This is a genomic window from Streptomyces sp. NPDC090442, from assembly GCF_044769405.1.
Classification (GTDB): Bacteria; Actinomycetota; Actinomycetes; order Streptomycetales; family Streptomycetaceae; genus Streptomyces.
Genome location: NZ_JBIVXW010000018.1, coordinates 77,229 through 91,141, shown reverse-complemented (window position 1 = coordinate 91,141; position 13,913 = coordinate 77,229). Strand labels below are relative to the sequence as shown.

The 13,913-nt window shown below is 68.2% G+C and carries 8 protein-coding genes; all 8 read left to right on the top strand.

Annotated features, from left to right (window positions below; translation table 11 throughout):
• Window positions 1–92: 92 nt before the first annotated feature.
• The 8 genes from ACIQU6_RS15390 to ACIQU6_RS15355 all read left to right on the top strand — a co-directional run bounded on the left by ACIQU6_RS15390 (window position 93) and on the right by ACIQU6_RS15355 (window position 13,901).
• Window positions 93–1,622, top strand: a complete 1,530-nt coding sequence (locus ACIQU6_RS15390) for an AMP-binding protein (protein ID WP_403482110.1) — start codon at window positions 93–95, stop codon at window positions 1,620–1,622.
• Between the two features lie 2,087 nt (window positions 1,623–3,709).
• Complete coding sequence (locus ACIQU6_RS15385; protein ID WP_403482109.1) at window positions 3,710–3,862, top strand: hypothetical protein; 153 nt, start codon at window positions 3,710–3,712, stop codon at window positions 3,860–3,862.
• Between the two features lie 192 nt (window positions 3,863–4,054).
• Window positions 4,055–6,601 (top strand): Pls/PosA family non-ribosomal peptide synthetase, encoded by a 2,547-nt coding sequence (locus ACIQU6_RS15380; RefSeq protein ID WP_403482108.1) that lies wholly within the window; start codon window positions 4,055–4,057, stop codon window positions 6,599–6,601.
• Window positions 6,602–6,793: 192 nt separating this feature from the next.
• Window positions 6,794–10,051 carry an amino acid adenylation domain-containing protein gene (locus tag ACIQU6_RS15375; RefSeq protein WP_403482107.1) on the top strand — a complete coding sequence of 1,086 codons (3,258 nt, stop codon included), beginning with the start codon at window positions 6,794–6,796 and terminating at the stop codon, window positions 10,049–10,051.
• Between the two features lie 56 nt (window positions 10,052–10,107).
• A complete protein-coding gene (locus ACIQU6_RS15370) occupies window positions 10,108–11,115 on the top strand; it encodes a TauD/TfdA family dioxygenase (RefSeq protein WP_403482106.1) in 1,008 nt (335 codons plus the stop codon).
• Entirely contained in the window at window positions 11,112–12,194 is a 1,083-nt protein-coding gene (gene sbnB / locus ACIQU6_RS15365) for a 2,3-diaminopropionate biosynthesis protein SbnB (RefSeq protein WP_403482105.1), read from the top strand. Before ACIQU6_RS15370 ends, sbnB begins: the two co-directional genes overlap by 4 nt.
• 36 nt (window positions 12,195–12,230) lie before the next feature.
• Complete coding sequence (sbnA, locus tag ACIQU6_RS15360) at window positions 12,231–13,208, top strand: 2,3-diaminopropionate biosynthesis protein SbnA (RefSeq protein WP_403482104.1); 978 nt, start codon at window positions 12,231–12,233, stop codon at window positions 13,206–13,208.
• A 270-nt stretch (window positions 13,209–13,478) separates the two neighbouring features.
• A complete protein-coding gene (locus ACIQU6_RS15355; protein WP_403482103.1) occupies window positions 13,479–13,901 on the top strand; it encodes a hypothetical protein in 423 nt (140 codons plus the stop codon).
• The last annotated feature ends 12 nt before the right edge of the window (window positions 13,902–13,913 follow it).

The following is a 13,913-nucleotide window of genomic DNA, read 5'->3' as shown; positions in this document are numbered from 1 at the left end:
TCCTCGCTGCCCACCTTCACTCCGAGCCGCCGCCCCACTCCGGGCCGTCGGCTCGATCGAAACCCCGCTCACCCACTTCCGGAGGAAACCCCATGCCCAACGCCGCCCCGCCCTTCCGCTCCTTCGTGGACGACATCCTGGAGTCGCTCGGGGCCGACCCGGCCCACGAGGCGCTGATCCACCAAGGGCGACGAATCACCGCCGGTGCGTTCCGTGACCTGGTCCACCGGCTGGCGCACGCGCTGCGCTCCCAGGGCCTGGCGCGCGGCCAGACCGTCACGCTGCTCAGTGGCAACCTCCCCGAGGCCCTGGCCGCACGCTATGCCGCCAACCTGCTCGGCTGCCCGGTCAACCACCTCTACAACAAGCTCTCCGCCGACTCCCAGTCCGCCATCGTGCGCGACGTGGAGACCCAGGCACTGATCGTGGACCCGGCATACGCCGAGCGGGCCGCCCAAGTCACCGCCGCGGCCCCGGTTCCGCACGTGCTGACCCTCGGTCCCGGCAGGATCGGAACCGATCTGCTGGAGTTGGCCGCCGCCCAGTCCGCCGAGCCGATCTCGGGACTGGCCCAACCCGAGGACATCTGCTCCATCCGCCACACCGGCGGCACCACCGGCCACCCCAAGGGCATCTGCACCAGCTTCGCAAGGGCCGGCAGGATGCACCGCACGTCCGGCGGGCAAGAAGCCACCCCGTCACGGCAGTTGGTGCCCACCACCCTCGCGCATGCCGCCGGGCTGATCGCCGATCATCTGCTGGCGGCCGGCGGCACGGTGGTGCTGCTGGAGGACTTCGACCCGGGCCAGGTGCTCGCCACCATCGAACGCGAACGCATCACCCACCTCTACCTACTGCCGCCGCTGCTCTACCAACTCGTGGACCACCCGCACGCGGACCGCACCGACACCTCCAGTCTGCGCCAGGTGATCTACGGCGGGTGCCAGGCATCCCCGACCCGCATCGCCGATGCCGTGCGCCGCTTCGGCCCGGTCCTCACGCAGGGCTACGGCCAGACCGAGTCCGGCAGCATCAGCGTCCTCACCCCCGACGACCACGACCTCAACCACCCTGAGCGGCTGCGCTCCGCAGGCAAGGTGCTGCCCGACGTCGAGGTGGCGATCCGGGACTCCGCCGGCAGCGACCTGCCGCCCGGCGAGCACGGTGAGATCTGCGTCCGCTCCGGCCACATCATGCAGGGTTACTGGAAGCGGCCCGAGCTGACCGCCGAGGTCCTCCGGGACGGCTGGCTGCACACCGGCGACATCGGATTCCTGGACGACGAGGGCTACTTGACCATCGTCGACCGGATCAAGGACATGATCGTCGTGGTCGGTGGCCACGTCTACACCACCGAGTTGGAGGACCTCCTCAACTCCCACCCGGAGGTGCTCCAGAGCGCCGTCTACGGCGTCCGCGACGCCGACCGGACGGAGCGGGTGCACGCGACGGTGGTACGGGCCTCCGGGGCCGAGGTGGGCACGGACGAACTGCGGGCCATGGTCCGCCGGGAGCGCGGCACGATGTACGAACCGACGCACATCGTCTTCGCCGACGCGCTGCCGCTGACCGACGCGGGCAAGCCCGACAAGAAGCTGCTGCAGTCACGCGCGGCACGGTAACGGCCCTTCTGACACGGCGGGCCGGTTCATCCACATCCTTTGATGCCCAACGCCGATTGCCCGAGCGGTCCGTTCAACGACCGATCGGGCAATCGGCGTCCGGTGCCGACGGGTACCCGCGTCGGATGCTCTTCCCTGAACGATGTCGCGCCCCGCACGATGGGCCTGAGCCAGAGGGCGAATTAAGATTCATACTGCAGCAGTGGCACCTGGCCAGGGTCTCAGTCTCGGGCCCGTGGGGAATGGAGTGAATGTGCGAGACGAGTGGTCGGTGCGCGAGCCCCCAGGGAAAGCGGCGTGTCGCGTCGATTCCCACGTCGCGGCCCCGTTCGCGGACGAATCCGCCGTTGCGTGTGCGGCGTGGGGGCGGGGAGGCTGTCGTGCAAACTACCCCCTCTGGGTGATCTAGAACGAGTCGATGTTCGATGCCTGCCGTGGTGTAGGCATGGGAATCTTGGTCCGTGGGCTGGAAATTCCTATTGTCCGACCGAGGGTGCGATCTTGGAATGCCGTGGAACATACGGCGGCGGCTGCGACCCGAAGGTCGTGCACGCGACGTCATCGGAGAACTCCCTCGCGACGCCGCGCAAAAACTCCCGTGCAGTGGGCAGGGCGAGGCTTTGTGTCCGCTCCCGGTCTTGGCCGTGCTGATGTGTCGATGCTGTGGCGGGGGAGTGCGTGTGCGGCTCGGTGTGTCCGGCAAGCGCGTTGGGGCGATACGGATCGCCTAGCCATCGCCCGCCCGTCACGGCAAGCACCCCGCGGTCCTCCGGCTTCATCCGGCGCCAGTAGGGCGCTGTTGGTTTGCTGTTCGTGCCGATGTCGGTGGTGTGCGTGTTCGACGTAGCAGCCTGACGGGCCGCTCGGCGGCGAGCGCGGGCGACTTGCTCATGGAGGCGAAGCTTCACACGGCTCCGGGCGGGGCCCGCAGCGCGCCGAGGTGGCCAACGCCCACGGCCAGGACGGGGTTTGCGCTCCGTTTACCTGCGGGTGTCAGCGCGCTTGGCTTACCTCTGTCCATGCTCCCGGAAGCGCCGCAAGGACGCTCTGTCTGATTGCCGGCGTCACCTGTCACGGCAGGGCTGTCGGTTGGCGAGGGGCCGTTCGGCCAAAGACGGTTCGTAGAGGGGACGTTCAACTCTTCGACATCGAGCCCAGGGGCATGGTCGAGGCCACGGGGACCACAGAGCATGGGGAAAACGAAGCCCGCGTCAAGGCGACCGCGAAAATGGCAATTTCGAGCGGCTCGGCATCGCCTCACCTGTACCACATGTCACTTGACCAACAGTGGGAGTTTCGCATCCGATTTGAAAGATCCAGCTCTTCTCGCGTTGTACGACGGGCGCGAAGCCTCGGAGTCGGAGCGCGCGGGGCAGGGGCGCCGCACGGTGATTTCCTAGAACTGTTGCGCCATGCAATACCTGTGGCTTCCCTGTGTGTGGGTCGCATTCCAATGGCCTGATATCGACCGGTCGGCATTCAGCCATCTCGTGTGCCCTTCGCCGCCTCCAACCAGTTGACATGGGGAAGGGGAAGGGGCCGGGAATTTGTATACGTGGATTTGGTTTTTGCTAGAGCTACGCGGGGTCGTTACATGGAAGTCACACGGTAAGCTACCGGTTGATCACTGGAGGTGGACTCGCGAGTTCCGCTCCATTCTGGTGCACAGAGTTTCGTTTCCCCTATGGACTTTGGCTCTCAAGGAGTCTCAATGACGAAGCCAAGCCGCCTGCTTGGGTCAAGAGGCGGGGGTGAAGCCCCGGTTGCCGTGGAGGAGTCCTCCTGCGGCGGCCGCGCCTCGGCGGGCTGGGGCGACGCCGGGGGCCAACACGAGCTTCGCCACGGGGGAGGAGGCTGCCGTCGGCGCAGGTGGCGATGTTGTCTGCGGACGTGGTGGTGAGCTGACCGGTGGACAAGGGGCTCATGCCGGCGAGATAGGGGGGAGAGTGTGGCTCGTCGAGGGGCGCGGGGCGGCGTCTCGTTGATCAGCTGCTCGATGGTCTGAGCCGGCCGTCGGGGTGGGGTAGACCAGGCCGTATCGAGCGCGCCGGGTCGGCTCTCGGCCGGCCGTCGACCTTCCTGCTCCGGTGGCAATGCAGCAGTTCGATCAATTCGCCCACGAACACGGCCAGTTGCGTCAAGCGCCGACGCTCGTTGCCGACTTCTTTCGGGTGCATGGCGGCAGCGTTCAGCACTCCAGTGATGCCTTGCCCACGCCTGAACCCATGCCCGTTGAGTAATGCGCCCTGCCCTGCACAGCGTTCGTTCGGTCCGAGAAAGAACCCGGTGTCGTCGCCCTCGGCACCGGCGCACATGGCAGCACACCTGGATCGGAGGCCGGCCCCGGAGAGTCGGGGCGGCCACACCGCCACAGCCAAGACACCACAGCCGCACCGGCCCTCCCGGGCCACCACACACCGTACGGAGCACACATGGCGAGTAAGTCCACCGACATCTCGACCAACGGCCTGACCGAAACCATGCCCGCCCCTCGGGAGGAGGATCCGACCCACGCCTTGGAGGAGGTCTTCGCCGCGCTGTTGGCCGAAGTAGTGGGCGTCGAACAGATCCCGGTCGAGAGCCACTTCTTCAACGACCTCGGTGCCGACTCACTGGTGATGGCGCACTTCTGCGCGCGGGTCAGAAAGCGACCGGACCTGCCGTCGGTGTCGATGAAGGACATCTACCAGCACTCCACCGTCCGCAGCCTCGCGACGGCACTGGAACACGCCGCGCCCGAGCCTGCCACGCCAGTCGGGCCGGCCCCGGTCGAAGCGCCCCAACAAGGGAGCAGCCTGCGCTACGCCCTGTGCGGGGCGCTGCAGTTGCTGTTCTTCTTCGGCTACTCCTACCTCACCGCCCTCGCCACCACGCGGGGGTACGACTGGGTCTCCAACGGCTCGGGAGTGATCGACGTCTACGGCCGGGCGGTGCTCTTCGGCAGTGCCGAGTGCATCGGTCTGAGCCTCTTCCCGGTCGTGGCCAAGTGGGTCCTCATCGGCCGGTGGAAGCCGCGGGAGTTCCCGATCTGGGGGCTGACCTACCTGCGCTTTTGGATCGTCAAGGTGCTGGTGCACGCCAACCCCATGGTGCTGTTCGTCGGCAGCCCCGTGTACGTGCTCTATCTCCGCGCCCTGGGCGCGAAGATCGGCAGGCACGTCACGATCCTCTCCCACCACGTCCCCGTCTGCACCGACCTGCTCACCATCGGCGCCGGCAGCGTGATCCGCAAGGACGCGTTCTTCCTCTGCTACCGCGCCCACGCCGGGCGGATCCAGACCGGCACAGTCACCCTCGGCCGCAATGCGTTCATCGGCGAGCGGACCGTGTTGGACATCGACACCGCATTGGGCGACGGGGCCCAGCTCGGCCACACCTCCACCCTCCAGCGCGGCGAGACCGTACCGAGCGGCCAGCGGTGGCACGGATCTCCCGCCGAGCGCACCGAGTTGAACTACGTGCGGGTCGCACCAGCATGGTGCAGCACGACGCGCCGAGCCGCCTTCGGCCTGGTGAGCCTGCTGAGGACGTTCCTCGTCACCCTGCCGCTGGTCATCGGCGGTGCCGCCCTGCTGCTGACCGACGTCCCCATGCCGGTGGGCCACAAGGCGCTCAGTGAGGAGCCGGTCACCTCGTCGGCGTTCTACCTCGACGTGTTGATCTTCTCCCTCGCGCTGTTCTTCGGGTTCGTCGTCGTGGGCCTGGTCGTGCTCTGCACCGTCCCGCGCCTGCTGCACCGGGTGATCAAGCCGGACACGGTCTACCCGCTCTACGGCTTCCGGTACGGCGTGCACCGATCGATCGCGCGCATGACGAACCTCAAGTTCTTCATCTGGCTGTTCGGCGACAGCTCCTACATCGTCCACTACCTCCAGGGCCTGGGGTACGACCTCTCCCGCGTCGAGCAGACCGGCTCGAACTTCGGCAGCGGCCTGCAGCACGAGTCCCCGTTCCTGAGCATCGTGGGCAGCGGAACGATGGTCGCCGACGGACTGTCGATCCTCAACGCCGAGATCTCCCACACCTCCTTCAGCGTCTCGCGCACCGAGATCGGCAGGCAGAACTTCCTCGGCAACTTCATCGCCTACCCCGTCGGCGGCCGGACCGGCGACAACTGCCTCCTGGCGACCAAGGTGATGGTCCCGCTAGACGGCGAAATCCGGGAGGGCGTGGGACTGTTGGGTTCGCCCAGCTTCGAGATCCCGCGGACGGTGGAGCGCGACGCCCGCTTCGACCACCTGCGCGACGGCGACGAACTGAGCCGCCGCCTGCCGGCCAAGAACCGCTACAACCTGCGCTCCATCGGCCTGCTGCTCCTCCTGCGCTGGCTGCACTTCTTCGCGCTCACGCTGCTGAGCGTGGCCACCTTCTACCGCGATGACGCGCTCGGACAACTCCTGGACGCCGTGTTCCTGGTGTGCTCCGTGGGATTCACCGCCGTCTACTTCGGGCTGATCGAGCGGTGCATCTTGCGCTTCCGCCCCCTCCAGCCGAAGGTGTGCTCCATCTACGACCCGTACTTCTGGCACCACGAACGGCTGTGGAAGGTGCCCGAAACCCACTTCAACGCCTTCAACGGCACGCCGTTCAAGAACGTCCTGTGGCGGATGTTGGGAGTCCGGGTCGGCCGTCGGGTCTTCGACGACGGATGCTTCATCACCGAGCGCACGCTGGCGACCATCGGCGACGACTCCACCCTGAACGCCGGCAGCAAGATCCAGTGCCACTCGCAGGAGGACGGCACCTTCAAGTCCGATCACAGCACACTCGGGGCCGGCAGCACCCTGGGGGTGGGCGCACTCGTCCACTACGGCGTGACGATGGGGGAGGGCGCGGTGCTCGCCGCCGACTCCTTCCTGATGAAGGGCGAAGAAGTACCCGGCAACGCGTGTTGGGCGGGAAACCCGGCCGCCGAGACCTCCCACCACCGGCAGCGGACGCCCAAGCCGGGCGCCGCAGCGGCGGCCCCCCTGCGGTGAGTCGATCGCCAGACCGCCACAGCGCCGCCGAGCCCACGGAACGGCCAACACCAGTCGCGTCGCTGGGCGGTTGCGACATCCCGTACCACCGACCGGAACACCAACCGGTACGGCACCAGCCACCGCCGACCGCCACGGTCCACGACCACCGCACCGTGGCGCCGGCGAGAAGAGGAACAAGAGGCAACCCCGATGGACAAGCCGCAGGACGTCGACCGCGAGTACTGGACGAGAGTGCTCTCCGCCGGAGGGTTCACCGCGATCCCGCGCTGGACACCCGACCCGGAGACCGGCGTGGCCGAACATGAACTACCCCTTCCGGACGCCCTGGTGACCAGGCTGCGCCAACGCACCGACAACCTGGACGTACGTCTGAACGCGGCCCTGCTGGCCGCCCACGCCAAAGTCCTGGCCGCACTCGCCGGCGAGCAGGAAGTGGTCACCGGCTACATCCCCACCGACGGCGGACCCGCACTGCCCTGCCGGGTCTCCACCGCTCCCCGCACCTGGCGCGAACTGGCCCGCGACGCCGCCTGGGCGGCCGCCGAACTCCGCTCGCACCACGAGTACCCGGTGGACGCCCTGAGGTCCGAACTGGGACTGGCACAACAACCCCCGTTCGAGGCCGAGTTGGACCTGTCCGGCACCGCCGAGGAGCTGGCCGACACCACCGTGCTCAGGCTGGCGGTACTGCGCCACGACGGACGGATCACGCTGCACCTGCGCTACCGGACCGAGGTACTGGACGCGAAGTACGCCGCCCGAATCGCCGGCTACCACCTCACCGCGCTCGCACGCTTCGCAGCAGACCCCGACGCCGCACACGCGACCCAGAGCCTGCTGTCCGTGGCCGAACGCCGCTTCCAACTCGAAGCACTGTCGGGCCCCGACCTCGACCTGCCCGACCACCGCTTCCACGAACTGTTCGAGCAACGCGTGCGCCGCCACCCGGACGCCGTCGCCGCCGTGCACGGCGACCGGCAGTGGACCTACCAGGAGCTCAACTCCCGCGCCAACCGCCTGGGACGAGCCCTCCTGGCCCAGGGACTGACCCGCGAAGGCGTCGTCGCCGTCGTCACCGAACGCAACCTCGACTGGATGGCCGCCGTCCTGGCCGTCTTCAAGGCCGGCGGCGTCTACCTGCCCATCGAACCGCACTTCCCACCCGACCGCATCGCCGCCGTGCTCACCCGGGCCGAATGCCGCCACGTCCTCACCGAACCAGGCAGCACCGCCACCCTCGACCAGGCACTCGCGGCCCTGCCCGACATCCACCCCCTGGACATCGACACCGTCCTCGCCGACGACGACCTCGACACCGACGACCTGGACGTCGAGGTCGGTCCCGACCAACTCGCCTACATCTACTTCACCAGCGGTTCCACCGGCGAGCCCAAGGGCGCGATGTGCGAACACGCCGGCTTCCTCAACCACCTCTACGCCAAGATCGGCGACCTGGGGATCATCGAGGGCAGCGTCGTCGCCCAGACCGCACCGCAGTGCTTCGACATCTCCCTGTGGCAACTGGTCTCCGCACTCCTGGTCGGCGGACGGACCCACCTGGTCGAGCAGAAGGTGATCCTCGACGTCCCGCGCTTCGTCGACACCCTCACCGACGGACGCATCACCGTCCTCCAGGTCGTCCCCTCCTATCTCGAAGCCGTCCTGACCCACCTGGAACTCCACCCCAGCCAACTCCCGGACCTGCGCTGCGTGTCGGTCACTGGTGAGGAGCTGAAGACGGAACTCGCCCAACGCTGGTTCGCCGTCATGCAGGGCATCCGACTGGTCAACGCCTACGGCCTGACGGAGACCTCCGACGACACCAACCACGAGGTCATGGAATGGGCGCCGGGCGACGGCCGGATCCCGCTCGGGCCCTGCGTGAACAACGTGCGCGTCTACATCGTCGACGACAACCTGGAGCCGGTACCGCTGGGCGCCCCGGGCCAGATCGTCTTCTCCGGCGTCTGCGTCGGCCGCGGCTACGTCAACGACCCCGAACGCACCCGGGACGCCTTCCTGGACGACCCGCACTACCCGGGCCAACGGCTCTACAAGGGCGGCGACTACGGCCGATGGCTGCCCGGCGCGAAGCTGGAGTTCCTCGGGCGCCGCGACGCCCAGGTCAAGGTCCGCGGCTTCCGCATCGAGATCGGCGAGATCGAGAACGCACTGCTGCGGGCGCCCGGCGTTCGCGACGGCGCCGTCACGGTTGTCGGGGACAACCAGAGCAAGCGCCTGGTGGCCTTCTACAGCGGCCCACAGCCCCTGCACACCAAGGGCCTCCAGCAGCAACTCGCCAAGTCACTACCCTCGTACATGGTGCCCGGCACCTTCCACTGGCGCGAACAACTGCCGCTGACCGCCAACGGAAAGATCGACAAGAAGGCACTCACCGCGCTCGCCAACCAACCCGAGGACACCGAAACCCACCACGCACCGCGCACACCCGCCGAGCGCCGACTGGCCGGAGCCTGGGCGAAGATCCTCGGCATCCCCGAGGACCGGATCGGACGACAGGACCACTTCTTCGACCTGGGCGGCACCTCCCTGTCGGCCGTGAAACTGGCCATCGCCCTCGACCGCGCCGTCACCCTCAAGGACCTCACCCGGCACCCGGTCCTCGCCGACTTGGCCGAACTACTCGACGGCCACCAGGAGCGCCACCGCGGCCTGTTGCACACCCTCGCCGAACCAGAAGGCGAGCCCATCGGCCACCTGGTGTGCTTCCCCTACGCCGGCGGCAACGCGGTCAACTTCCAACAGATGGCCAAGCAACTCCAGACCGGGGGAGTGGCGGTCCACGCCGTCGAACTCCCCGGCCACGACCTCGCCGTCGACCAGGAACCCTTCGCACCACTGGACCGCGTGGTCGAACAGGTCGTCGAGGAGATCACCCGGCGCGGCCTGACCAGGATCCTGCTGTGGGGCCACTCCTCAGGCACCGCCTTCGCCCTGGCAACCGCCCAACTCCTGCAAAGCCGCCAGACCCCCGCCCAACGGGTCTTCCTCGGCGCCCAGTTGCTCGGCGACGCCCCAGACCGCTACGCCGCCGCCAGCACGCTCGCCGCCCAGAGCGACGAGGAGATCGCCAAGGAACTCAGCGCAGACAGCGGCTACGGCACCCTGGGCGAACTCGACCGCCAACGCGCCACCCGCGCCGCAGCCGCCTACCGACACGACGCCCTCTGCGCCCACCGCTACTTCGCCGGCGCCCTCGACCGCCCCCCGACGGCCAGGCTGACCACACCCCTCACCGCGATCGTCGCCGACGACGACCCGATCACCGCGGACGCCGCGCACCGACACCTCCAGTGGCGGACCCTGGCCGACCACGTCGACCTGCACCAACTCCCCGACGGTGGCCACTACTTCCCGCGCACCCGCCCGGCCGAGGCGGCACAGGCCGTCCTGCGCGCCGTCCACCCACCGACGACTCCCCGGTGACGCCCACACCAAGCCCCGAACCAGCAACGAGAGAACGAGAAAGGAACGGGACGTCAATGCCCGCAACACCACCATCAGCCGCACTGTTCGAGATGACCGTCCTCCCCGGCAAGCCACCGATGTTGCGAGCCGAGGCCGGCAACGACCCCGTGCAGTGGGTGGCCCGACACCGCGACGCACTCCGTGCCGCCGTCACCAAGCACGGCGCCGTCCTGGTGCGCGGCCTCGGCCTGCGCGACGCGACCCAGACCACGGCGGCCTTCCGAACGCTGTCCCCCCACCTGATGGCCGACAAGGAGAGCTTCGCCCCGCGCCAGACCTACGAGGAGGGCGTGTACTCCTCCTCCAAGTGGCCGCAGAACCAACCGATGTGCATGCACCACGAACTCAGCTACACATTGGAACTGCCCGGCCTGATGCTCTTCGCCTGCCTGAACGCACCCACCAGCGGCGGGGCGACCGGCGTAGCGGACTCCGCGGCCGTCCTGAACGCACTGCCCCGCAGGCTCGTCAAGCGCTTCGAACGACAGGGCTGGCTGCTGACCCGCACCTACAACGAGGACATCGGCGCCTCCGTCGCCGAGGCGTTCGGCACCGACGACCGCATCACCGTCGAACAGTACTGCCGGGACAACGCCATCGCCTTCGAGTGGCAACCCGACGGCGGCCTGCGCACCCGCCAACGGCGCAGCGCCGTCGTGCGCCACCCCGTCTCCGGCCAGCGCTGCTGGTTCAACCAGATCGCCTTCCTCAACGAGTGGACCATCGCTCCGGAGATCCGCGAATACCTGGTGGACGAATACGGCGCCGACGGACTGCCGTTCAACACCTTCTTCGGCAACGGCGACCCGATCGACGCCGACACCGTCCAACTCCTCAACACCGTCTACGAGACCCACACCGCGCGCGAGCCCTGGCAGGCCGGCGATCTGATGCTCGTGGACAACATCCGCACCGCCCACAGCCGGGAGCCGTTCGACGGGGCGCGCGAAGTCCTCGTCGCCATGACCGACCCGGTGCACCTGACCGACTGCTCGCCCACCATCGAGGTGACCCCCAAGTGACCACCGCACACACCACCCCCCACTCCCAGACAACCGCCGACGAACCGACACCGCGCACCGCCCCGCCCTTCGCGGTGATCTCCGGCGCCCAGGTCCAACAGGCCCTCACCGGGCACGAGCGCGAGATCGTCGACCTGGTCGAAGCCACCTACCGCCTGCACGGCGACGGCAAGTCGGTCAACCCGCCCTCGTACTTCCTGCGCTTCCCCGACCGGCCGACCTCCCGCATCATCGCGCTGCCGGCCTCGCTCGGCGGACAGTCACCGATCGACGGCCTGAAGTGGATCTCCAGCTTCCCCACCAACGTGGCAGCCGGAATCCCGCGCGCCTCGGCCGTGCTGATCCTCAACGACCACGAAACCGGCTATCCGCTCGCCTGCCTGGAAAGCTCCATCATCAGCGCCACCAGGACAGCCGCGTCCGCCGCCCTCGCCGCCGACCGGCTCAGCCTCGGCCGACCGCGCCCCCGGCGCGTCGGATTCTTCGGCACCGGCCTGATCGCCCGCTACATCCACACCTTCCTGGCCGGCACCGACTGGGAGTTCGACCAGATCGGCGTGCACGACCTGTCACCCGACAGCGCCGCCGGATTCCGCACCTACCTCGAACAGACCTCCACCAACAGCCCGATGATCACGGTGCACGACAGCGCCGAGGAACTCATCCGCAACAGCGACCTGGTCGTCTTCGCCACCATCGCCGGACAACCGCACGTCAGCGACGTGACCTGGTTCGACCACCACCCGCTGGTCCTGCACATCTCGCTACGCGACCTCGCCCCCGAGATCGTGCTCGCCGCCACCAACATCGTCGACGACATCGAACACTGCCTGAAGGCCGACACCTCACCCCACCTCGCCGAACAACGCACCGGGGGACGGGACTTCCTCGCCGGCACGCTCGACGACGTGATGGCCGGACGGGTCACCGTACCGAAGGACCGAACCGTGGTGTTCTCACCGTTCGGACTCGGGGTCCTGGACCTCGCCGTCGGCAAGCACGTCTACGACGAAGTGGCCCGCTCCGGCCAACTACACGTCGTCGAGGACTTCTTCCACGAGCTGCGCCGCTATGGCTGAACGACCAAGGTCACTACCACTGTTCGAAGGGGCGTCATGACCATCATCTCCGTCCCCACGGACTTCAACGAAGAGGACCTGTATGTCGACCTGCGGCCGATCATCAGTCACTCCCTCTTCCTGAAGTGCGAGGGCTTCAACTTCGCCGGTTCGATCAAACTCAAGGCGGCCACCGAAATGGTCGAGGCCGCCGAATGGCTCGGGATCCTCAAGCCCGGATCCATCCTCGTCGAGTCCTCGTCCGGCAACCTGGGCGTGGCCCTGAGCCTGATAGCCGCCAGCAGGGGCTACGGCTTCGTGTGCGTGACCGACTCCCGGTGCAACCTGTCCGCCCGACGGTTCATGGAGGCGATGGGCAGCCAGGTACACATCATCTCCGAACCGGCGGCCGAAGGCGGACTGCTCGGCGCCCGGATCGCCCATGTCAAAGCACTGTGCGAGTCCGACGACCGGTACGTGTGGCTCAACCAGTACTGCAACACCGACAATTGGAAGGCGCACTACCGCACCACCGCACCGGCCATCGCCCGCCGCTTCCCGGGGCTGGACGTGCTGTTCATCGGAGCCGGCACCACCGGAACCCTGATGGGCTGCGCCCGCTACTTCCGCACCCTGCACCGACAGGTGCGGATCGTCGCGGTGGACAGCGCCGGCTCCGTGACCTTCGGCGGCGAACCGGGCCGCCGCATGATCCCCGGCCTGGGCACCAGCGTCCGCCCGGCGATCCTGGACGAGTCCTACGTGCATGAGGTGGTCCGCGTGGAGGAACCGGACACCATCCGCGCCTGCCACCGCCTGGCCAGGCGCGGATTCCTCTTCGGCGGCTCCACCGGCACGGTGGTCAGCGGAGCCGCGCACTGGCTGAGCCAGCACGAGGGCCAGGACCTCACCGCGGTGGCCATCGCACCGGACCTCGGTGAGCGTTACCTGGACACCATCTACCAAACCAACTGGCTGCACGACCTTTACGGCGAGGACGTCCTCAACGAACTCGCCACGGATGTGACGGCCTGACCCGGCGCTCACCAGCGCCGTCCATCCCGACCTCGGTGTCCCGCTTCCACGACCGCCAGCGGTCCCACGCATGGCCTTCGTGGAAGGGGCACTGACGTCCTGACGCACGGGCGCGACAGATATTGAGGTACCGCACGACGTCTTGAACCCACTCCTCGCGACGCGCACCGCTCCCGACACTGTCCCTCTCGGCGAAGCCGGGACGCCACGCCAGTCGGCTCGTTGATCTGCCGGGAGCGCTGTCGTCCGCCGCTCCAGGAGGTTTGCCGCATGCACTGTCGTAGCACGGTAGTCGACCGTGCCGCCCGGGTGACGGCCGCGGTGCTGTGCCTGGCCGTCGTCTGGGTCCACGTCGAGGACCAGGGCGGTATCCCCGGCGATGAGACCCCGCGCTACATCGCCCTCGCCTACTACCTGGTGGAAGGCGGCGGCATCGTATGCGCCGGGCTGCTGCTCGCCGGACTTCGAACCGGCCGGTACCGAGACGCGTGGCTGCTCGCTGCCTGGATCGCGGATGGTCCGCTGCTGGGCAGCGTCCTCGCGTGGATCCCCGAGATCCCGGAGCGCGGCGCCGACGACAGCTACTGGAGCGATCCCCCCGGGGGCGAAAGCGTCGTCGTCGAAGTCCTCCTGCTCACCCTCTCCCTCGCGATGACACTCCTGGAACCCCCGTCGCGGCGCCCCTCTCCGTGACCTGACGCATCC